This is a genomic window from Mesorhizobium sp. M0217 (assembly GCF_040321955.1).
In the GTDB taxonomy this organism is placed as follows: domain Bacteria; phylum Pseudomonadota; class Alphaproteobacteria; order Rhizobiales; family Rhizobiaceae; genus Mesorhizobium.
In genome coordinates this window covers 267,429-287,503 of the sequence record NZ_JAMYSN010000003.1, presented here as the reverse complement: position 1 = coordinate 287,503, position 20,075 = coordinate 267,429, and the positions used below count along the sequence as shown (strand labels likewise).

Annotated in this window: 19 protein-coding genes; 12 read left to right on the top strand and 7 right to left on the bottom strand. The window is 63.6% G+C overall.

Annotation, left to right across the window (positions count from 1 at the left end):
- Window positions 1–145 precede the first annotated feature (145 nt).
- Both gntR and NKJ18_RS08380 read right to left on the bottom strand, forming a co-directional pair.
- Window positions 146–1,174, bottom strand: a complete 1,029-nt coding sequence (gntR, locus tag NKJ18_RS08385) for an HTH-type transcriptional regulator GntR (RefSeq protein WP_023682222.1) — start codon at window positions 1,172–1,174, stop codon at window positions 146–148.
- 159 nt (window positions 1,175–1,333) lie between these two features.
- Window positions 1,334–2,506, bottom strand: coding sequence for an MFS transporter (locus tag NKJ18_RS08380; protein WP_050591957.1), 1,173 nt, complete (start codon window positions 2,504–2,506; stop codon window positions 1,334–1,336).
- A gap of 229 nt (window positions 2,507–2,735) precedes the next feature.
- Here NKJ18_RS08380 and NKJ18_RS08375 point away from each other — a divergent pair, with 229 nt between their 5' ends.
- The 4 genes from NKJ18_RS08375 to mocR all read left to right on the top strand — a co-directional run bounded on the left by NKJ18_RS08375 (window position 2,736) and on the right by mocR (window position 6,038).
- Window positions 2,736–3,023 (top strand): DUF3175 domain-containing protein, encoded by a 288-nt coding sequence (locus NKJ18_RS08375; protein WP_352758077.1) that lies wholly within the window; start codon window positions 2,736–2,738, stop codon window positions 3,021–3,023.
- A 214-nt stretch (window positions 3,024–3,237) separates the two neighbouring features.
- Window positions 3,238–4,149, top strand: a complete 912-nt coding sequence (iolE, locus tag NKJ18_RS08370; RefSeq protein ID WP_352758076.1) for a myo-inosose-2 dehydratase — start codon at window positions 3,238–3,240, stop codon at window positions 4,147–4,149.
- 214 nt (window positions 4,150–4,363) lie between these two features.
- Window positions 4,364–4,570, top strand: coding sequence for a LacI family DNA-binding transcriptional regulator (locus NKJ18_RS08365; protein WP_023673063.1), 207 nt, complete (start codon window positions 4,364–4,366; stop codon window positions 4,568–4,570).
- Window position 4,571: 1 nt separating this feature from the next.
- Entirely contained in the window at window positions 4,572–6,038 is a 1,467-nt protein-coding gene (mocR, locus tag NKJ18_RS08360) for a rhizopine catabolism transcriptional regulator MocR (protein ID WP_352518728.1), read from the top strand.
- Between the two features lie 21 nt (window positions 6,039–6,059).
- Here mocR and NKJ18_RS08355 read toward each other — a convergent pair whose 3' ends face one another.
- The gene (locus tag NKJ18_RS08355; protein ID WP_352758075.1) at window positions 6,060–7,304 is read right to left on the bottom strand and encodes a DegT/DnrJ/EryC1/StrS family aminotransferase; all 1,245 of its coding nucleotides are present in this window, start codon (window positions 7,302–7,304) and stop codon (window positions 6,060–6,062) included.
- Between the two features lie 374 nt (window positions 7,305–7,678).
- Here NKJ18_RS08355 and NKJ18_RS08350 point away from each other — a divergent pair, with 374 nt between their 5' ends.
- The 5 genes from NKJ18_RS08350 to NKJ18_RS08330 all read left to right on the top strand — a co-directional run bounded on the left by NKJ18_RS08350 (window position 7,679) and on the right by NKJ18_RS08330 (window position 12,866).
- Window positions 7,679–8,590 (top strand): polysaccharide deacetylase family protein, encoded by a 912-nt coding sequence (locus tag NKJ18_RS08350; protein ID WP_352758074.1) that lies wholly within the window; start codon window positions 7,679–7,681, stop codon window positions 8,588–8,590.
- A 62-nt stretch (window positions 8,591–8,652) separates the two neighbouring features.
- Complete coding sequence (locus NKJ18_RS08345; protein ID WP_352758073.1) at window positions 8,653–9,621, top strand: rhizopine catabolism ABC transporter substrate-binding protein; 969 nt, start codon at window positions 8,653–8,655, stop codon at window positions 9,619–9,621.
- Between the two features lie 157 nt (window positions 9,622–9,778).
- The gene (locus NKJ18_RS08340) at window positions 9,779–10,894 is read left to right on the top strand and encodes an ABC transporter permease (RefSeq protein WP_031197030.1); all 1,116 of its coding nucleotides are present in this window, start codon (window positions 9,779–9,781) and stop codon (window positions 10,892–10,894) included.
- Complete coding sequence (locus NKJ18_RS08335) at window positions 10,891–11,727, top strand: ATP-binding cassette domain-containing protein (protein ID WP_023712088.1); 837 nt, start codon at window positions 10,891–10,893, stop codon at window positions 11,725–11,727. The genes NKJ18_RS08340 and NKJ18_RS08335 overlap by 4 nt, the downstream gene beginning before the upstream one ends.
- Before the next feature lie 32 nt (window positions 11,728–11,759).
- Window positions 11,760–12,866 carry a Gfo/Idh/MocA family protein gene (locus NKJ18_RS08330; protein ID WP_352758072.1) on the top strand — a complete coding sequence of 369 codons (1,107 nt, stop codon included), beginning with the start codon at window positions 11,760–11,762 and terminating at the stop codon, window positions 12,864–12,866.
- A gap of 140 nt (window positions 12,867–13,006) precedes the next feature.
- Here the strand turns inward: NKJ18_RS08330 and NKJ18_RS08325 are convergent, their stop codons facing one another.
- Both NKJ18_RS08325 and NKJ18_RS08320 read right to left on the bottom strand, forming a co-directional pair.
- Window positions 13,007–13,783, bottom strand: a complete 777-nt coding sequence (locus tag NKJ18_RS08325) for a FadR/GntR family transcriptional regulator (RefSeq protein ID WP_352758071.1) — start codon at window positions 13,781–13,783, stop codon at window positions 13,007–13,009.
- Window positions 13,784–13,890: 107 nt separating this feature from the next.
- Window positions 13,891–14,781, bottom strand: a complete 891-nt coding sequence (locus tag NKJ18_RS08320) for an NAD-dependent epimerase/dehydratase family protein (RefSeq protein WP_352758070.1) — start codon at window positions 14,779–14,781, stop codon at window positions 13,891–13,893.
- 117 nt (window positions 14,782–14,898) lie between these two features.
- Between NKJ18_RS08320 and NKJ18_RS08315 the strand changes: the two genes are divergently transcribed.
- Window positions 14,899–15,837: an NAD(P)-dependent oxidoreductase gene (locus NKJ18_RS08315; RefSeq protein WP_352758069.1), complete on the top strand. Its 939-nt coding sequence runs from the start codon at window positions 14,899–14,901 to the stop codon at window positions 15,835–15,837.
- Window positions 15,838–15,855: 18 nt separating this feature from the next.
- On the opposite strand, the gene NKJ18_RS08310 is transcribed toward NKJ18_RS08315, so the two are convergent.
- Together NKJ18_RS08310 and NKJ18_RS08305 are read right to left on the bottom strand one after the other, a co-directional pair.
- Window positions 15,856–16,638 carry a FadR/GntR family transcriptional regulator gene (locus NKJ18_RS08310; RefSeq protein WP_023673051.1) on the bottom strand — a complete coding sequence of 261 codons (783 nt, stop codon included), beginning with the start codon at window positions 16,636–16,638 and terminating at the stop codon, window positions 15,856–15,858.
- A gap of 179 nt (window positions 16,639–16,817) precedes the next feature.
- Window positions 16,818–17,807: a sugar-binding protein gene (locus NKJ18_RS08305; protein WP_023673050.1), complete on the bottom strand. Its 990-nt coding sequence runs from the start codon at window positions 17,805–17,807 to the stop codon at window positions 16,818–16,820.
- Between the two features lie 465 nt (window positions 17,808–18,272).
- Here NKJ18_RS08305 and NKJ18_RS08300 point away from each other — a divergent pair, with 465 nt between their 5' ends.
- Both NKJ18_RS08300 and NKJ18_RS08295 read left to right on the top strand, forming a co-directional pair.
- Window positions 18,273–19,013: an ATP-binding cassette domain-containing protein gene (locus NKJ18_RS08300; RefSeq protein ID WP_023682237.1), complete on the top strand. Its 741-nt coding sequence runs from the start codon at window positions 18,273–18,275 to the stop codon at window positions 19,011–19,013.
- Between the two features lie 41 nt (window positions 19,014–19,054).
- On the top strand, window positions 19,055–20,053 hold the full coding sequence (locus NKJ18_RS08295; RefSeq protein ID WP_023673048.1) for an ABC transporter permease: 999 nt from the start codon (window positions 19,055–19,057) through the stop codon (window positions 20,051–20,053).
- Window positions 20,054–20,075 lie beyond the last annotated feature (22 nt).

Genomic DNA, 20,075 nt, shown 5'->3' with positions numbered 1-20,075 from the left:
TATTATACATAATAAACAAGCATGAGCTGTTGCTTATGTATAATAAACAGGCAGGGCCTCTCATCAAAACGTCTGCCTGACGAAAATGGTAGCGCTACCATGACGTTGTGTAAAGCACCATTTGCGGAGGCCGGCCAAAGCGTGTTCAGCGTGCGGTGCTCTCGCGGGGCTTGAGTTCGAAACCAAGATCGACGACCCGCTGCTCAGGCCTTCGTCCTGCGATCGCCGCCAGCGCCATGGCGACAGACCGACGGCCGATTTCATAGCGAGGGGTGCGGATACTGGTGAGCGGCGGGAACGCCGCCTGCATCATTTCGAGGTCGTTGAAGCCGACAATGCCGATTGTTTTCGGCACGTTGAGCGCGGCGCTATGGCATTCGAACAAAACGCCGAGCGCGATGTCGTCATTGTTGCAGAAGACGCCGTCGAGCGCCGGCATCTTGGCCAGCGCATCGCGAAGCAGCTCGCGGCCGAGCGTCACGCTGGACAGTAGCGGCGTGGTGGTGACCAGCCGCGGGTCGAACAGGCCGGCCTTCTCCATTGCCGCGCGATAGCCGGCAAGCCGCCGCTGCGAGCGCGGGTCCATGCGTGCGCCGATGAAGCCGATCCGCCGGTAGCCCGCCTCGATCAGATGCTCGGTCGCGGTGCGGCCGCCGTCGAAATGCGAGAAGCCGACCAGCATGTCGACCGGATCGGGCCCGGTCTCCATCACCTGCACCACCGGGCAGCCCGCGCTCTCCAGCAGCTTTCGCGAGGTCGGCGTCTGGTCGATGCCGGCCACGATCAGCGCCGCCGGGCGCTGCGGTGCGAACACCTGCAGCAGGCGCTCCTCCTCGAGGCCGGAATAATGGGTGTTGCCGAGCTGGACGCGGAACGGGCCGTCCGACAGGCTGTCATAGATGCCGCGCACCACTTCGGCGAAGACGTTGTTGGTCAGCGACGGCACCAGTACGCCGAACACATCGGCGCGCGCCGAGGCCAGCGCCCGTGCATTGGGATCCGGGACATAACCGAGTTCGTCGACGGCGGCCTGGATCTGGCGCCGCAGATCCTGGCTGACGCGTTCCGGTTCGCGCAGCGCCCGCGACACGGTGATGGCGCCGACGCCGGCCTTGCGCGCCACATCTGATAGGGTCGGGCGGCCGCCCCCACGACGCGAGCGCGGCTTGGTCATGGACATCCTCCACGTGCCGGGCCCCGGCCGCTGCGCCCTTGCGAAACCATGTCCAGCTTTTCCACCGCCACCATGCCAACCGGCTGCTGCCGCACCCACTCGCCTGCTGGCGTCGCGCAGCCAATCGCCCTTGTCAAGCAACAGGGCAATCCTGCCTTCCTAAGCCATCAGGGCAGCACTGCGTTTTGCTTTCCACAGCAGCAGCCCGATGGCCACTATGTTCAGCAAGTTCCACGCGATCCCGTTGAGGAACGCGGCGGCGTAGGAGCCGGTCAGGTCGTAGATCCAGCCCGACATCCAGCCACCGATCGCCATGCCGAAGATGGTCGCCATCATGACGATGCCGATACGCTGGCCGGCCTCCCTGGCGGGCAGGTATTCGCGCACGATGATGGCATAGCAAGGCACGATGCCGCCTTGCGACAGGCCGAACACCAGCGACACGACATAGAGCGAGGCAAGCCCGTCGAACGGGATGTAAAACAAAAGCGACAGGCATTGCAGCACGGAACCGATAAGCAGGGTTTTCACGCCGCCGATGCGGTCGGCGACAAAGCCGGAGGCAAGCCGGCTGACGACGCCCGCCGCCATCATGATCGACAGCATGTCGGCGCCATGCGCAATGCCGTAGCCAAGATCCATGCAATAGGCGACGATGTGCACCTGCGGCATCGACATCGCCACGCAGCAGCCGAGACCGGCAACGATCAGCAGCACCTGTAACGCCGCCGGCGACAGCGAAATCGACTGCACTGGCCGGCTTCCGGGCGAACCGGCGGCAGCCGCCGTCGGAGCAGCGCGCCGCAACAACAGCACCAGTGGCACCATGGTGACCAGGCAGAAGACACCGATGCCGGCATAGGTGAAGCGCCAGCCTTCCGCCTTGATCAGTGTCGGCATGATGGTTGGCCAGAGCGCTCCGGCGAGATAGTTGCCAGCAGCCGCCGCCGTGACGGCGACGCCGCGCCGATGGTTGAACCAGTGCGAGATGTCGGCGATCAGCGGCCCGAAGATCACCGATGTGCCGACACCAATCAACACGCCCTGGGCAAGGGTGAATTGCAGGATAGAGGTCGACAGCGCGGCGAGCAGCAGGCCGGCGGCGAGAGCCACCGAGGATAGCAGTGCCGGGATCCAATACCCCATGCGATCGACCGCGCGGCCAACCAGCACATTGCCGGCGGCGAAGCCGACCATGGTTGCGGTGTAGGGCATCGATGCCGCGGCGCGGTCAACGCCGAACTCGGCCTGCACGGCCGGCAGCACGACGACGACGGCCCACATGCCGACCGCACCGATCGTCGCCAGCAGCATGGAGATGGCAAGCCGCATCCAGGCGTAGCTGCTGTCGATGCCGGGGCTATCCGCCTGATTGGCGACGATCGGGGTCAAGGCGTTTCCTGTCTACGGCCCTGGGAAGTCGACCGTTGTGTCGCCACTATCGGCGTATTCACCGCGACGGGCAGCGCCACAGGCCCATGATCCGTGGCTCCAGCGGCCCGGCGATTTCTCGGGAACCGGCGGCGGCCTGCCCGAGTTTTGCGACAGGAAGGAGTTTATCATGACCGCGAAGAAAAAATGGTCGGCCGATGTGACCGAGCACAGCGATGCGATGGACCTTGAGGACCACATCTTCGAAGCCGACGACGCCAGGAAGATCGCGGCCTCGCTCAAGCGCTCGGCCGAGCACAGCGACCGCCGCAAGGCCCAGCCGTTTGAGTCGGCCATGTCGATGCTGAATTTCTACATCAACCGCGCCGGCAAGAACCTGCCGCAGGCGCGCCGGAAAGTGCTCGAGGACGCCAAGGACGAACTGCGCGCGGCCTTCGGAAGGCCGCAGCAGGATTAATGCATGTCGCTCAAAAGTGGCGCCGGTTTTGAGACAACGACATGCATAAACAAAGACCTAAGCGCGTCGACTTAGTCCGTTCAAACGGGACACGCTTTAGCGCTCCCGATTGGCTCTGCCAAATTCACCTCAACTGGACCTAGTGACAGGTCCTCTTTCCCCTCAATTTGCCGGCCTCGGCTTTGTGTTTCCCCGAGCCCTTTGAAGTAGCGGCATGACGGTCAAGATCGGCATCAATCCCATCACCTGGAGCAATGACGATGTTCCCGCACTCGGCGGCGATACGCCGCTCGCGACATGCCTGTCGGAAACCAGGCAGGCCGGCTATCGCGGCACCGAACTCGGCGGCAAATTCCCCAGGCGAAGCGACGAGCTTGGACCGATCCTGTCTTCTTACGGACTGGAGCTCGTCTCCGGCTGGTATGACGGCCGCATTCTGGACCGCACGGTCGACGAGGAATTCGCCGCCCTCACCTCGCATCTGACCCTGCTGCGCGACCTCGGCGCCAAGGTCGTCGTCTATGCCGACACCTCGCGCGGCCGTCATGACGGCATTTTCGCGCCGATCTCACAGCGTCCGCGCCTCGCTGACGGCGAATGGACCGCCTATGGCGAGAAGCTGACCGAACTCGCCGACCGCATGGCTGCCTTCGGCGTCGGCATGGCTTTCCATCACCATATGGGCACCATCGTCGAGAGCGATGACGAGGTCGACAGGCTGATAGCCGCAACCGGCAAGAGCGTCGGCCTGCTGTTCGATACCGGCCATTGTCTGTTCTCAGGCGGCGACCCGGCCTCCCTCCTGAACCGGCATCTCGACCGCATCGTGCATTTCCATTGCAAGGACGTCCGCGCGGCCGTGCTGGAGAAGGCACGGCGCGAGGACATGAGTTTCATGGCGGCAGTGATGGAAGGAATCTTCACTGTGCCCGGCGACGGTTCCGTCGATTTCCTGTCGCTGTTGAAGCCGCTGGCCAAGCGCGGCTTCGAAGGCTGGATCGTCGTCGAGGCCGAGCAGGATCCGGCCAAGGCACACCCCTTGACCTATGCCACGAAAGGTTACGCTTCGCTTCTCAAAACGGCCTGCGCGGCCGGGTTCGACGTGGCAATACGAGACATGGCCTAACCACCGCCGGGGGGCTGGTGGTTGGGCCGGTTGGGCGCGCGCCTCGGTAGGGGTAGCGACGCGAAAGCGCCCGGCGATCCGCGCCGCCGCCCTCCCTTGGCGGCGCGGATCGCACAGTTCTTGGCATCGAAATTTTTGCCCCCGAGTTGCCGGCCCGGCGTTTCCAGCTTGAGGCTGGGGACGAGGCATGCCTTGATGCAGATGGAGGAGCGACATGGCATTCGAGGCGGCACTCGGCATGGAACGGCTTTGCACCATCCGTGAGATCGCCGAGAAGGCGGAACTCGGCGCGGCAACCGTTCACCGCGCGCTGAAGAACAGCCGCGAGGTCCGTCCCGAAACCAGACGGCTGGTGCTGGAGACTGTCTGCCTGCTTAACGAAGAGAAGATCGCCCGCGCCGCCAGGTTGGTCGGAGACTAGCTTGGCCGACCATATGCGCCTTTCCCTCGACATCATGTCGGTCGACCGCGGCTCGGACGAACCGATGCACCGGCAGATCTACGGCGCCTTGCGGCGCTTCATCCTCGACGGCCAGATCCAGCAGAACACGCTGCTTCCTTCGACACGCTCGCTGGCCGAGGATCTCAAGGTCGGCCGCAACACGGTGATCGCCGCCTACGACCAGCTGCTCGCCGAAGGGTTTATAGAGGCGCGCGCCGGGTCCGGCACCTGGGTGGCGCCGATCCAGCAGAAACGCCCGCCGGCCGCGCTGCGCGCCGGCCTCGCCGCCCCGCAAAAACTCTCGCGGCGCGGTCAGACCATCGTCAACGGCCCGCAGCCGCCACGCAATGCCGGCGTCATCAACTTCCATCCGGGCGTGCCGGAATCGGCATCCTTTCCCTTCACCATCTGGTCGAGCCTTCTGGTGCGCAATGCGCGCAGCCGCGATGAGAATTTGCTCGGCTATATCTCCTTTGCCGGCCATCCCGGCCTGCGCCAGGCCATCGCCTCGACCATAAGCCTGTCGCGCGGCATCAATTGCACCGCCGACCAGGTCATCATCGTCACCGGCGCGCAGGCAGCACTCGACCTCGCTTCGCGCGTGCTGATGGACGAAGGCGACCATGTCTGGATGGAGGAGCCCGGCTATCTCGGCGCCAAGAGCGCCTTTCTCGCCAGCGGCGCGCAGCTTGCGCCCTTGAAGGTCGATCGCCTTGGATGGCATCTCGCAGACCCAGAGCTGCCGCCGCCGCGCCTGATCTATGTGACGCCATCCTGCCAGTGGCCGTTCGGCACCATCATGCGCATCGAGGAACGGCTGCAGCTGCTCGACATCGCCGACCGCCACGGCGCCTGGATCGTCGAGGATGATTATGACGGCGAGTACCGGTACCGTGGCCGGCCGGTACCGGCGCTGCGCGGCCTCGATCACGCCGACCGGGTCGTCTATATCGGCTCCTTCGGCAAGACGCTGATCCCGGCGCTCCGCATCGGCTATCTCATCGTGCCGCGCGAACTGTCGGTCCCCTTCGACCGCGCCGTCTCGATCACCGGCCAGTTCGCGCCGCTGATCCTGCAGGCGACGGTCAACGACTTCATCACGCAAGGCTATTTCGCCACGCATCTGAAGCGTATGCGCCGGCTCTATGCGCGCCGGCAGGCCAATTTCGTAAAACTGTGCCAGGAGCATCTGGCCGAATGGCTGACTGTGACCGAGAACGATTCCGGCATGCAACTGCTGGCCAGTTTTGTCCGACCCTACAAGGACAGTGACGTCGTCGCCGCCGCCGTCAAGGAGGGCCTCGACGTGCAGGGCATCTCGATCAACTACCATTCGAGCGAGCCGGAACACGGCCTGCTGCTCGGCTATGCCGCGATGGACGAACGCCAGATCCTGCGCGCGGTGCTGGCGTTGCGCGCTGCCTTCATGCGGCTGGACCGGCAATAGGCCGATCCAGCGCTGAGCGCTTCAATTCACACTATCGAATTTCTGCAGATCGACGGGCGCTGCCTTGCGCATCTCGACATCGTCCAGCGAGGCATTCTCCAGCGCCACACGGGCCGCCGCATCGATGTTATGGACCATGTCGTCGATGTCGGCGTCGCCATGCGCCGGATTCATCGCGATCATCACCGTGCGGTTGAGGATGTCGAGAGAACCCTTGCCGAGATCGTCGGCATAGGTCAGCCGCAGGCCCTTGTTTTCCGGCAGCGTGTACGGATTGAGCGCCGGATGATGCGCGCCCTCATGCATCAGCACCTGGTCCCACTGAGTGAAATTGTGGCGGCCGGTCTTGCCGGCAATGACGCTCGGAATGGTCTTCGAAAAAGTCTGCGCCGCCTGTTCGCTGGGCAGCAGATACATCACCTGCGCCGCGCAATCGTCGTCGGGGCTGTTCATCGGCGACGGCGTCAGACCGAGATTGCCGAGATGGCGCGTGCCGGCCAGCACCTTCTTCTTCTCCGCCCGCATCGCCTCGATGATGCCGTCGAGACGGTCGAGCTGGACATTGAGCATCGCGCCCATCAATTCCGAGGCGCGCGCGCCGATGCCGGCGAACGGCTTGATGCTGTCGCTGCGGCCCTGCCAGTAGAAGTGGCAGGGGTCGATGGCGCAGCGCGCCCGCTCCGCCACTTTCGGATAGCTGGTGGCGATGCCGCCGCCCTCGCCCGACGTCATGTTCTTGAAGTAGTTGAAGGAGTAGGCGCCGGCATGGCCGATGGAGCCGAGCTTCTTGCCCTCATAGCCGCCGCCAATGCCCTGGCAGACATCTTCCAGCACGAGCAGACCGCGTTTTTTAGCGATGTCCATGATCGCGTTCATGTTGCAGGCCGCACCCCACATATGTACCGGGATGACCGCCTTGGTGCGCGGGCCGATGGCGTCGCGCAGAGCGGCCGGGTCGATGGTCAGGCTCTCGTCGATGTCGACAATGACCGGAATGGCGCCGACCGACAGCACTGCTGTGGCGGTCGCCATATAGGTGTGCGCCGGCACCAGCACCTCATCGCCCGGGCCGATGCCGAGGCCGATCAGGCCGGCGGCGAGCCCATAGGTGCCGCTGGCGGCAAGCGCGAAATGCTCGACGCCGAGATGCCTTGCATAGCGGGCCTCGAAGCGGTTGCACTCGCTGTTCTCGCCATAGCGAAACAGCGCGCCCGAGCGGATCACCCTGGCAATGGCCTCGATCTCTTCTTCGCCGGCGGTGTACATGGCAAGTCTCCACATCGCTTGATGGTGTGAAAGCAGTACGCCTGCGGCCGCCGTTTGAAAGAACCACTCCGCTGCGATCGGACCAAGCCATCCTGCTCACGTCGGAGCGGCGTTTAGCGCCGAATGTGGGCATATCGAATGAAATCGACATTCCAGAATGCAGGCCCGCGGAAAATCGTACCCATCCGAATTCGTCGAAGTGGCCCTGTCGGAAAGCCGGCATAGGGCGTTCCATCGCGTCCAGTTGGGCAAACGGTCGGTTCCATGCAGCACGGGACACACTTTGGAAGACCCTCGAAACCGGCGTGCCGGCAAGATGGTGGCCGGCAAGATGGTGGCCGGCAAGATGGTGGCCGGCAAAACGGTGGCCGTCCATGACGCGACAGCTCGTCCTGCATGAAGACGATGTCGGCATGTGCCATGGCGCCAACAGCGCCTTCCTCGAACTGACCGCACTGGGCGCCTGCAGCTCCGGCGCCGTGATGGTGCCGTGCCCATGGTTCCCTGAGATGGCCGAAGCGGCAGCCGCCGATCCCCGGCTCGATCTCGGCGTCCACCTGACGCTGAACAGCGAAAAGCAGCACTACAAATGGCGGCCGCTGACGTCGCCGTCGCGCGCGGCCGGCCTGACGGACGAGTTCGGCTATTTCTGGCCCGATGTCGCGACCACCCGCCGCAAGGCAGCACCGCAAGCGGTGGAAACCGAGCTTCGCGCCCAGATCGACACCGCCTACCGCGCCGGCATCGACGTCACTCATCTTGACGCCCATATGGGGGCAGCGCTGTCGCCCGAGTTTTGCGACGTCTACATCAAGCTCGGCCTGGAATATCGGCTGCCGGTGCTGTTGACCAAAACGCTGTCGGCCTATTCGCCCAACGACAATCTGGTTGGCGTCACCGAAGCGGCCTTCCAGCGCGGCGTTACTGAAGCCCGGGCCAAGGGCTTTGTCATCTTCGACGCTGCCATACAGACGACCTGGGGCCGTCCACGCTCAAAGCCGATAGAGCCAGCCTACAAGGCATTGGTCGAAGGGGTCCGTGAAGGCCTGACCTTCTTTTGCCTGCACTTCAACGCGCCGGGCGAGCTCGAACTGATCGAGCCGCGCTCCGCCTATGTCCGCACCGAGGAATATGAACTCTTCCGGGACCAGGGTTTTCGCGACTGGCTCGGCGCGCAGGACATCGACATCATCGGCATGAAGCCGCTGCGCGAGGAGCTTCGTGCACGGCTCGGGGCATCGACACCGGCAAAGGCCCGCAAAGCGGCCACCCGGTCAGCGCCGTAAGCCGATCCGTCGGCCGAGGCGCAAAGAGGGAATTGGAACTGCAACGACAATGGGAGAATGACATGAAGACTGTTCTGAAACTGGCGCTCGGCGCGCTTGTCTCGATGAGTATGCTGGCGGGCGTCGTGCAAGCGGCCGGCCTGAAGGATCCCAAGGATGTCCGCATCACCTTCGTGGTGCATGGCTCGGCCTCCGATCCCTACTGGTCGGTGGTCAAGCGCGGCGTCGACGATGCGGCGGCGCTCACCGGCGCCAAGGTCGAATATTATGCGCCGCAAGTGTTCGACGTGGTCGAGCAGGCCCGCCTGCTCGACGCGGCCATCGCCACCAATCCAGACGGCATCGCCGTCTCCATTGCCGACGCCAATGCGCTTGGTAAATCGGTCAAGGCCGGCCTTGCCGCCAATATTCCGATGGTCGTCCTGGATTCCGGCGAGAAGGAAGGCGCCGAACTCGGCACCTCTCTCTACGTCGGCACAGTCTCCGAATATTATTCCGGCAAGAAGGCCGGCGAGCGGCTGGCCAAGGAAGGCACGCTCAAAGTCGTCTGCATCAACCACGAGGTCGGCAATGTCAGCCTCGACCAGCGCTGCCAGGGGTTGAATGATGGGCTGAAGCCGTCAGGCGGCGGCACCGAGGTGCTTACCGTGTCGCCCGATCCGGCCGACATCCAGCGCCGCACCGAGGCCTATCTGTCGGCGCATCCCGACACCCAGGCCGTCTTCGCGCTCGGCGCCACCGCCGCCAATCCGCTGATCCCGTTCTTCCGGCAGAAGGAATTGTTCGGCAAGATCAAGCTCTACACCTTCGACATCAGCCCCGAAGTCCTGGATTCCGTCGTCGCCGGCGAAATGGGCTTCGGCATGGACGCCCAGCAATATCTGATGGGATACCTGCCGGTGATCTATCTGGTCGAGCATGCCACACATGGCTTCTGGCCGCAGAACAACGCCTACACCGGCCCGCTGTTCATCGATTCGCCCGACAAGGCCAAGGCGATCCTGGCGCTCGCCAAGGACGGCATCCGCTAAGGCAACACCAAAACGGATCGGGGAGCCGCCATGCGCTCCCCGTCTCTGGTCGAGATTGCGAAGTGAGCGATTGGGGAGCCTAATGGCTGTTGTGGAAGACAAGGCGATACCTCCAGAAGCGCCGGCGCCCGGGGTACTGGGCAAGGACCGTTTCGGCATGATGTCGAAACGGGCGGCCGGTGCTGACGAGCGGCTGGCCAGCACCGGCCGGCTGACTCAATGGCTTCGCCGGCCCGAAGCCGGTGCCGCCGGCGGCCTCATCGCCACCATCATCATCTTCGCCCTGCTGCCGGGTGCGTCGAACCTCTATTCGCTGCAGGGGTCGATGACCTTCCTGACGCTGGCAGCCGAACTCGGCATCATCGCCACGGCCGCAGCCCTTCTCATCATCGCCGGCGAGTTCGATCTCTCCGTCGGCTCGATGGTCGGCTTCGCCGGCGTCGTCATCGGACTGACGGTGAAATATTGGGGCCTGCCGCTGTGGGGCGGCATCGCCTGCGCCTTCGCTGTCGCCATCCTCACCGGCTACGTCAATGGTCTGATCGTGGTGAAGACCCGCCTGCCCTCCTTCATCGTGACGCTGGCGTCGCTCTACATCCTGCGCGGCCTGTCGATCGGCATCACCCGCGCCGTCACCGGCCGCACGCAGATCCCCTACATCCTCGACGGCGCGCCGGACCCGGCAACCGCCGGCCTGTTCAACGGCCATCTCCTGACCGGCTTCTTCCAATGGATGGGCACGCAAGGCTGGATCGCCACCCGTACCGACGGCATTCCCTTCGTCGTCGGCATTCCGATGTCGATCGTCTGGTGGCTCGGACTGACAGCGCTTGCCGGCTATGTCTTGACCCAGACCAAATACGGCAACTGGATCTTCGCCACCGGCGGCGACCTCAATGCCGCCCGCAATGTCGGCGTGCCGGTCGACCGTGTGAAGATCGCGCTGTTCATCTACACCGCCTGTGCGGCGACCTTGCTTGCCACCATCCAGGTGATGGAGGCCGGCTCCGCCGACACCACGCGCGGCCTGCTCAAGGAATTCGAGGCGATCATCGCCGCGGTCATCGGCGGCGTGCTGCTCACCGGCGGCTATGGCACCGTCTATGGCGTGCTGTTCGGCGCGCTGATCTTCGGCCTGGTGCAGATGGGCATCTTCTACACCGGCATCGACACCGACTGGTTCAAGGTCTTCCTCGGCATCGTCATTTTGATGGCCGTGCTGGTCAACAACTACATCCGCCTCAAGGCGCTCGGACGCGGAGGCGGCAAATGACCTACCCAAACCCGTCCCCCGCCATCCAGCCAGCCATGGAATTGCGAGGTGTGTCGGTCAATTTCGGCTCGGTGCGCGCGCTCCAAGATATCGACATCAAGGTCTATCCCGGCGAGGTGCACTGCTTGCTGGGCGACAACGGCGCCGGCAAGTCGACGCTGATCAAGGTTCTGTCGGGCGTGCACCGGCCGACCAAGGGCGAGATTTTCGTCGACGGCAAGCCCGTCACGTTCCGCAGCCCGCGCGACGCGCAGGACCTCGGCGTCGCGACGGTCTTCCAGGACCTCGGCATGATCTCGCTGATGTCGATCACGCGCAACTTCTTCCTCGGCCGCGAGCCGACCAGAAGCCGCCTGCCCTTCTCGCGCTTCGACAAGGAGCGCGCCAACACAATTGCCCGCCAGGCGATGGCCGATATCGGCATCGACGTGCGCGACCCGACGCAGGCCGTCGGCACGCTGTCGGGCGGCGAGCGCCAATCGGTGGCAATCGCGCGCGCAGTCCACTTCGGCGCAAAGGTGCTGATCCTTGACGAGCCGACCTCGGCGCTCGGCGTGCATCAGGCGGCCATGGTGCTGAAATTCATCATCGAGGCGCGCATGCGCGGGCTGGCGGTGATCTTCATCAGCCACAACATCCACCACGCCTACCCTGTCGGTGACACTTTCACGCTGCTCAACCGCGGCCGCAATCGCGGCACATACGCCAAGTCCGAGATCTCGCGCGACGAGGTGATTTCCATCATGTCGGGCGGCGAGGATCTGAAGGCGGTGGAAGCTGAGATTGCCGGGCTCTTGGCGCAGATCGGCAACCGGCCGGCCGCCGCACCCTGAGCCTGGAACACTTTGCAGAGAGTAATAACAGCATGAGCAGGATACGCGTCGGCGTCATCGGCGCTGGCATGATTTCGCAGGTCGAGCATATTCCAAACCTGTTGCGGCTCGGCGACCTGTTCGAACTGGTCGGCGTTGCCGACCCGTCAAGGATTTCGCGGGAATATGTCAGCGAAATTCACGGCATCGCCAATTTCGAAACGCCGGAGCAACTGTTCGACCAGAAGCTCGACGCCGTCGTCATCGGCTCGCCCGACCCGCTGCATCACGAGCAGGTGCTGGCCGCACTCGGGCGCGGCCTGCATGTCTTCTGCGAAAAGCCGCTCTGCTATTCCCCGGCGGAAATCGCCGAGATCATCGCCGCGCGCGACAAGGCCGGCAAGGTCATGCAGGTCGGCTATATGAAGCGCTTCGATCCGAGCTACCGGCTGGCGCTGGCCTCGCTGCCCGGCACGGCAAAGACGCTGCGGTCCGTCTCGGTCGAGGTCAATGATCCCGATGCCTGGCCGTTCATCGCCCACCAGCGCTACAAGCGCGGCAACGACATTCCCGAGGAGCTGATTGCCGCCGCGCAAGCCAGGCAGAAACAACAGGTCGAGCGCGCGTTGGGCCAGCCCATGACCGATCTGGCTTTCCGTGGATTTACCGCCGCTTACAGCTCCGCCTTGATTCACGATGTGAATGCCGTGCACGGCCTGCTCGACGCACTCGGCGTGCCGGAGGGCGAGGTTGTCGGCGCGCAGATCTTCGCCAATGGCGATGGCGGCCAGGGCGCGGTAAAACTGCTCGACGGCCAGGCGCTGTGGACCATGACGCATCTGACCGTGCCAAAGCTCGCCGACTACAAGGAGCGCATCACGCTGTTCTTCGACGATGCCAGCCTCGAGCTCGAATTCCCCTCGCCCTGGCTCAACCATCACCCGACCCGGCTGACTGTGAAGACCTCGGACGGCCACACACTGTCGACGAAGGATCTGCGCGCCGGCTACGGCGAAGCCTTCGTCGAGGAACTGCGCGGCTTCTGGGGTGCGATCGTCAATGGCGACGAGGTGGTCAACCGCCCCGAGCACGCCGCCCGCGACCAGGCGCTGCTGGTCGCGCTGACCAGGCAACATTTGGCCACTTCGCAGACCGGCTGAGCGCTCGCAGGATGTGTTGAGATTCAGGTCAGGCCGCGCCGAAAACATTGGGTTTCGAGAACCGGAGCGGAGCGTACTTAAGTACGTGAGGCGCGAAAGCCGGCGTTTGCAGGCCGGCCTCACCTGAATATCAGCACATCCTACCGGGTGTTGATGACGCCGTCGGTATTGGCGAGCAGCTTGCGCACCGCGTTGCGGGCCGCATCCGGCCGCTGCAGGCGGATGGCCTTCTCGATCGCCTCGTGCAGTTGCTGTGCATGCTGCAGATCGTCGAGTTCGCGCGTCGTATAGGTGAACAGATGATCGAAGGCGGATTCGATCAGCACGCCGAGCGGCACCAGCAGATCATTGCCGGAGGCGCGCAGGATGGCCAGATGGAAACGCGTATCGGCGCGCGTGCGCTCCTGCAGGCTCGGCGCCTCGCCCATCTCGCGGCAGGCCTGGCTGATCTCGGCCATCTGCTCTTCGGTGCGTCGCATGGCGGCGAAGGCAGTCGCTTCCGGCTCGATGATATGGCGGAATTCCTGCACCGTCTTCAGGAACACCTCACGGTCGGGCGCGGTCGCGTACCAGGCGAGCACATCGCGATCGAGCAGGTTCCAGCGCTCCCTGGGCTCCACCCAGCTGCCGATCTTGGGGCGCGATGCCAGAAGGCTTTTGGCCATCAGCATCTTGATCGCCTCACGCACCGCCGAGCGGCTGACGTTGAAGGTTTCGGACCATTTGGCTTCATTGGGCAGGATGGTGCCCGGCGGATAGTCGCCGCGCACGATCCGAAGCCCGATTTCGCTGGCCAGTGACGCATGCACGCTGGTGCCGGGCATCCGGGTCGCGTCAGCCCGGCGAAGGGTCGCCGGGCGCTCGGCGGATGCCGCCTTTTCAGGCTTCGTTCCCTTATTCGGCTTTCCGTCCCTCATGCGTCCACAAAGTCCGGATTTCGAAAGCTGTCAAGCAGAGGGCGGGACGTTGACGGCAAAGCCTGCGGCTGTGCACAGATCAGGTCGCAACCTTGCCCCCGGCCGGCCTATTTGACGTATTTGCGCCAGCTGTGCTCGGGACGGAAGCTAAGCATGTCCCTGGCTTTGCGGTTGGAAAGCAGCGTCTCGTATTCGCCGAGCTCCGCCTTGACCGGCACGTCGGGATAAAACCGCTTCAACAGTTCCGCCGTCGGCAGGTCGGACGAGGTGTCGTCATTGGCGGCGTTGAACACCTGGAAGCCGAGCCCGTCCGTTTCAACGGCGCGCAGCGTGATCTGGCCGAGGTCGCGCGCGTCGACATAGCTCCAGGCGATGCGCTTGCGAAAGCCCGGATCGGCAAACCACTTCGGAAACAGCGAATATTCGTGCGGCTCGATGACGTTGCCGATGCGCAAGGCATAGATATCGGTGCCGTTGCGCTGCGCAAAGGCGCGCGCCGTGTGCTCGTTGACGACCTTGGACAGAGCATAGCTGTCCATCGGATCGACGTCGTATTCCTCGTCGAACGGGAAATATTTGGGGTCGCGCGGCTCGTTGGCGAACACCACGCCGTAGGTGGTCTCGCTGGACGCGATCACCACCTTGGGGATGCCGAGCTTCACCGCCGCCTCGATGACGTTGTAGGTGCCCATCGCATTGATGCGGAACACCTCATTGTCGGTCGTGATCATGATGCGCGGTATGGCGGCGAAGTGCACCACGGCATCGACGGGCTGCGGCCGCAGCGACGGATCGAATTCATGCAGGCCCATATAGCTCGACAGCGCGTTGAACACCTGGCCGCTGTCGGTGATGTCGGTGATCAGCGTGCGTACCTTGGGATTGTCGAGCGGCCTGGTGTCGATGTTGAGCACCTGGCAGCCCTGTTCGACCAGATATTGCACGACATGGCGACCGGCCTTGCCGCTGCCGCCGGTGAACATGATCCGCTTCGTCATTTTCGTCTCCAATGCCTAGGATTTCCGTGTATTGTCAGACAATATGGCATTCCGCAACCACCCTCGCCCGCCACACGGCGGCGCCCACTATCAATCATCGCAACAGGACTTCAAGACATGACCACGACCGCCGCGAGCGAAAAGATCGGCTTTATCGGCCTTGGCCTGATGGGGCACGGCATTGCCAAGAACATCGTCGACAAGGGCTATGGCCTGACCTTCCTCGGCCGCAAGAACCGCAAGCCGGCGGAGGACCTGATTGGCCGGGGCGCCAAGGAGGCGGCGACTTCGCGCGACGTGGCGGCGGCGTCCGACATCGTCTTCATCTGCGTCACCGGCTCGCGCGAGGTCGAAGCCATCATCCGTGGCCCCGGCGGCCTCAAGGAGGGCCTGAAAAGAGGCTCGGTTGTCGTCGATTGCTCGACCGCCGATCCGGTCTCGACCGTGGCGCTGGCGGCGGAACTGAAGGAGATCGGCGTCGACTTCGTCGATGCACCGCTCAGCCGCACGCCGAAGGAAGCCTGGGAAGGCACGCTCGACGCCATGGTCGGCGCGCCCGACGCGCTGTTTGCCCGTGTGAAGCCGGTCATCGAAACCTGGGCCGGCCGCATCGTCCATATTGGCGATACAGGTGACGGCCACCGCATGAAGCTGCTCAACAACTTCATCTCGCTGGGCTATGCCGCGATCTATTCCGAGGCGCTGGCGCTGGCCGAAAAGGTCGGCATCTCGCCACCGCGTTTCGACAGCGTCATCCGCAACGGCCGCATGGATTGCGGCTTCTACCAGACCTTCATGCGCTGGACGCTGGAGGGCGACCGCGACGCACATAAATTCACCATCGCCAACGCCTTCAAGGACCTGACCTATCTGGAATCGATGGCGGGCGCGGCCGGCATCGCCAACCCGCTCGGCAACGCCACCAAGAACTCCTTCGCCGGTGCCCATGCCACTGGCCCGGCCGAGCAATTCGTGCCGATGCTGGCGACATATATCGGCAAGGTCAACGGCGTCGACCTGATGCCCAGCAAGGATGGCAAGAAGCAGACGATTTGAGGTGGCGAAAAGCCTGTGTCAGCGCCTCGACCGGCCGATAACATCGTCGGTGTTGGCGAGCAGTTTGTGCACCGCATTGCGCGCGGCCGCAGGACGCTGCAGGCGGATGTTCTTCTCGATCGCCTCATGCAGCGCCTGCGCCCGCCGCTGATCGCTGGTCTCGCGTGTGACGAAGACAAAGAGATGATCGAGCGCCGACTCGATCAGAACGCCAAGCGGCACCAGCAGATCGTTGCCCGAGGCGCGCAGTATGGCGAGGTGAAAACGCGTATCGGCGCGGATACGCTCCTGCAGGTTCAGAGCCTCGCCCATCTCACGACAGGCCTGGCTGATCTCGTCCATCTGCTCGTCGTTGCGCCGCGTGGCGGCAAAGGCCGACGCTTCCGGCTCGATGATGTGACGGAACTCCTGCACCGTGCGCAGGAAGGCTTCCCGGTCCGGCCCGGTCGCGTACCAGGCCAGCACATCGCGGTCGAGCAGGTTCCAGCGTTCCCTGGGCTCGACCCAACTGCCGATCTTGGGCCGTGAAGCCAGCAGGCTTTTGGCCATCAGCATCTTGATGGCTTCGCGCACCGCCGAACGACTGACATCGAAGATCTCGGCCCATTTGGCCTCGTTGGGCAGAATGGTGCCGGGCGGATAATCGCCGCGCACGATTCTGAGGCCGATCTCGCCGGCCAGCGAGACATGGACGCTCGCTCCCGGAAAATGCGCGGCACCGGCCCTGCGCATGACAGCCGGACCGCGGCTGGCTTGTGCCTTGGCCCGCTCGGTTCGCTTCTTTGATTTCTCGTCCGGCATTCACGTTCCAATGCGTCGGCCGTCTGCGTCCGGACTGGTCCGAACCTGCACGGCGCGCCGATCTCGTTGCCGAAAATCCAAACTACAGACGCGTCAAAGCCGGAGCCTGCTGCCCCAACCGTTGCGTCCGTCCGGGAAGAGACGGGGCGCCCGTCAAAGGGCGCCCCGAAATCGAGAACCTACTTCTGGATGCAGGTGTCGACCGTGTCCTTTGTGCATTCGTCGAGGCCGGTGAACACCGGATCGGCGACGGCCTTGCCTTCGACCAGATCGATCATCACCGACGGTGCCTTGTAGCCCATTTCGAACGGCCGCTGACCAACCAGAGCGGTTACAAGGCCGTCACGGGCGATCGCCACTTCATCGCCGATCGTATCGGCGGCGCCGATGACGAAGTCGTTGCTGGCGATGCGGTCCTTGAGCGGCCCGAACAGGTCGCGATAGGGCTGCGGTGCGCCAAACAGCGGCCAGCCGCCCATGATGCCGAAGGCGTCGAGCTTGGGATTGGCGGCGAGGATGTCGGTCATCGCCTGCACGCCCTTGGCGCCGTCGTCATTGGTGAACACCGGGCAACCGGCGACTTCGGTCCAGCCGCCTTCGCCGGCAAGTGCCGCCAGGCCTTCCTTGCCCGACAGCGCGTCACGCATGCCCTGCGCGCGGCGCAGGATGTTGTCGGCCGCGGGATTGCCTTCGATGGTACAGATCGTGCCGCCGTTCGGCTTGCCCTTCTTGATGTACTCGCCGATCTTGTGACCCATCAAATAGTTGTCGGTGCCGAGATAGGTCTTGCGCAGCGCGGCATCTTCCTTGCTGAGATCGGCGTCGAGCGTCATGATCGGGATCGTCGGATTGGCGGTCTTGATCGTCTGAGCGATCAGCGGCGCGTTGGATGGCGAAATCGCCATTGCCACCGTGTCGGCCTTGCTCAGCATGTCCTGAACGATCTGCGCTTCGCCGGCCTCGTCGGAGGTCGATGCCGGGCCGGTGTAGAAGCATTCATATTCCGAGCTTGCATTTTCCTTGTTCCATTTCTCGCAGCCCTGGTGGATGGCTTCGAAGAATGGATTGTCGAGACCCTTCACCACGATGACGAGCTGTTTCTTGGCCAAAGCCGGCCCGGCGCCCAGCGCCATGGCGGCGACGGCGGCGAGCAAAAGTGTTTTCCTCATGTCAGTCCTCCCTTGAAACAGACGGACACGGCGTGCCCGCCACACAGATCGACCGGATGCTTAATGACCGAGGTTCGTTTCACGAGCACTCGTGTCGCCAAGACAGATCGATAAGCATTTCCAGATGCGGCATTGGCCCGGCTCACACAAGGGTGGCGCCGCAACCTCGACCGATAAACCTCCGCCGATTCCGCCCGGCTAACCGCCAGCGGCATCGGCATAATCTCCTCCGACGCTTAGCTAATATCGGCTTGCGGCCAACGTCAATGCTATTTGTCCTACAAAACGGATTTTTGGATAACCAACGCTTCAATTCGTCCGACAATTGATTGACGAGCGCCGGCTTTTGCGTAAAACAACGCTGACGCTGTTTCCGGGAGGAGATGGGGAGAGCGGGGCCAAAGCAGCGCCGGCATTCACGCCGGGAACAGCAGCGGGTCGCAAAACACGGGGAGGCAAAGACTGGTGGCGGTTCTCGAACTCACCAATATCTCGAGGCATTTCGGCGCAATCCAGGCGGTCAACGACGTATCGCTGTCGATCGAGCCCGGACAGGTGGTCGGCCTGATGGGCGACAACGGCGCCGGCAAGTCGACGCTGGTCAAGATGATCGCCGGCAATTTCCGCCCCAGCCATGGCGTCATGCGGATGGACGGCAAGGAGTTGATCCTGCACAAGCCGGCGGAAGCTCGCCAGCACGGCATCGAGATCGTCCACCAGGACCTGGCGCTGTGCAACAATCTGACCGCTGCCGCCAATGTCTATCTCGGCCGTGAATTGCGCCGCGGCCTCGGCCCTTTACGCATCCTCGACTATGCCGCCATGTACAAGCGCGCCGGCCAGCTATTCGCCGAGTTGAAGTCCGAGACCCGTCCGCGCGACCTCGTCAAGCAGATGTCGGGCGGCCAGCGTCAGGCGGTGGCGATCGCGCGCACCATGCTGTCGCAGGCCAAGATCGTGTTGATGGACGAACCGACGGCCGCGATCTCGGTGCGCCAGGTCGCCGAAGTGCTGAACCTGATCCGCCATTTGCGCGACCAGGGCATCGCAGTGGTGCTGATCAGCCACCGCATGCCTGACGTGTTCACCGTCGCCGACCGCGTCATCGTCATGCGGCGCGGCCGCAAGGTCGCCGACAAGACGATTGCGTCAAGTTCGCCCGAGGAAGTCACCGGGCTGATCACCGGCGCCATCGAACAGGTTTGATCTCAGCGAATTTCACCACGCACAGCAGATGAAGGTCGACGATGGCACTGACAATTGACCAGCCGATCGAACAAAAGCAGCAATCCTTGCCGGCAAGACTGTTTGCCAGCCAGACCTTCTGGGTGGTGATCGCGGTCATCCTGGCCTGCCTGTTCCTGTCTTTTGCCACCGACGCCTTCGCAACGTCGAAGAACCTTTACAACATCACCCGCAACATCACCTTCGTCGCCATCATCGCGCTCGGCATGACCTTCGTCATCATCACCGGTGGCATCGACCTGTCGGTCGGTTCGGTGCTCTGCCTGTCGTCAATGGTGCTGGCCGTCACCATGCATGCCGGCTACTCCATCGAGGTCGGCATCCTCGCCTCGATCGCCACCGCGCTCGCCATAGGCGCCTTCAACGGCATCATGATCGCCTATCTCGGCTTTCCACCCTTCGTGGTGACGCTCGGCATGCTGTCGATTGCGCGCAGCCTCGCCATGGTCGCCTCCAACAACACCGTCGTCTTCCAGTTCGGCCCCGATCACGACAAGCTTCTGGCGCTGGGCGGCGGCGCCTGGGTGTTCGGCATCGCCAATCCGGTGCTCTACATGATCCTTTTGGCGCTGATCACCGGCTTCACGCTGCGCTGGACCAAGTTTGGCCGCCACATCTTCGCCATTGGCGGCAATGAGCACGCCGCGACGCTGACCGGCGTTCCCGTCAAGCAGATCAAGGTCGCCGTCTATATGATCTCGGCGCTGGCGGCGGGCATTGCCGGCATCATCCAGACCGGATGGCTTGGCGCCGTCACCACCAATCTCGGAACCGGCATGGAACTGCAGGTCATCGCCGCCACCGTCATCGGCGGCGCCAATCTCGCCGGCGGCGTCGGCACCGCCTTCGGCGCCATTGTCGGTGCCGCGCTCATCGAAGTGATCCGCAACAGCCTTGGTCTGCTCGGCATCAATGCTTTCTGGCAAGGCGTGTTCATCGGCGGCGCCATCCTGCTCGCGGTGCTGTTCGACCGGATCCGCAACTTCAGGCGCAATGACTGAATGTTTTTGGACTGAATCTTCC

Excerpts from the sequence above, each read along its gene's own strand:
- NKJ18_RS08295 (WP_023673048.1), top strand. The coding sequence starts at position 19,055 with ATGGCACTGACAATTGACCAGCCGATCGAACAAAAGCAGCAATCCTTG.
- NKJ18_RS08310 (WP_023673051.1), bottom strand. The coding sequence starts at position 16,638 with ATGCCGGACGAGAAATCAAAGAAGCGAACCGAGCGGGCCAAGGCACAA.
- NKJ18_RS08345 (WP_352758073.1), top strand. The coding sequence starts at position 8,653 with ATGAAGACTGTTCTGAAACTGGCGCTCGGCGCGCTTGTCTCGATGAGT.
- NKJ18_RS08355 (WP_352758075.1), bottom strand. The coding sequence starts at position 7,304 with ATGTACACCGCCGGCGAAGAAGAGATCGAGGCCATTGCCAGGGTGATC.
- NKJ18_RS08320 (WP_352758070.1), bottom strand. The coding sequence starts at position 14,781 with ATGACGAAGCGGATCATGTTCACCGGCGGCAGCGGCAAGGCCGGTCGC.
- NKJ18_RS08305 (WP_023673050.1), bottom strand. The coding sequence starts at position 17,807 with ATGAGGAAAACACTTTTGCTCGCCGCCGTCGCCGCCATGGCGCTGGGC.
- NKJ18_RS08315 (WP_352758069.1), top strand. The coding sequence starts at position 14,899 with ATGACCACGACCGCCGCGAGCGAAAAGATCGGCTTTATCGGCCTTGGC.
- NKJ18_RS08380 (WP_050591957.1), bottom strand. The coding sequence starts at position 2,506 with ATGCGGCTTGCCATCTCCATGCTGCTGGCGACGATCGGTGCGGTCGGC.
- NKJ18_RS08365 (WP_023673063.1), top strand. The coding sequence starts at position 4,364 with ATGGCATTCGAGGCGGCACTCGGCATGGAACGGCTTTGCACCATCCGT.
- gntR (WP_023682222.1), bottom strand. The coding sequence starts at position 1,174 with ATGACCAAGCCGCGCTCGCGTCGTGGGGGCGGCCGCCCGACCCTATCA.
- NKJ18_RS08350 (WP_352758074.1), top strand. The coding sequence starts at position 7,679 with ATGACGCGACAGCTCGTCCTGCATGAAGACGATGTCGGCATGTGCCAT.
- NKJ18_RS08340 (WP_031197030.1), top strand. The coding sequence starts at position 9,779 with ATGATGTCGAAACGGGCGGCCGGTGCTGACGAGCGGCTGGCCAGCACC.
- NKJ18_RS08330 (WP_352758072.1), top strand. The coding sequence starts at position 11,760 with ATGAGCAGGATACGCGTCGGCGTCATCGGCGCTGGCATGATTTCGCAG.
- NKJ18_RS08335 (WP_023712088.1), top strand. The coding sequence starts at position 10,891 with ATGACCTACCCAAACCCGTCCCCCGCCATCCAGCCAGCCATGGAATTG.
- NKJ18_RS08325 (WP_352758071.1), bottom strand. The coding sequence starts at position 13,783 with ATGAGGGACGGAAAGCCGAATAAGGGAACGAAGCCTGAAAAGGCGGCA.
- NKJ18_RS08375 (WP_352758077.1), top strand. The coding sequence starts at position 2,736 with ATGACCGCGAAGAAAAAATGGTCGGCCGATGTGACCGAGCACAGCGAT.
- iolE (WP_352758076.1), top strand. The coding sequence starts at position 3,238 with ATGACGGTCAAGATCGGCATCAATCCCATCACCTGGAGCAATGACGAT.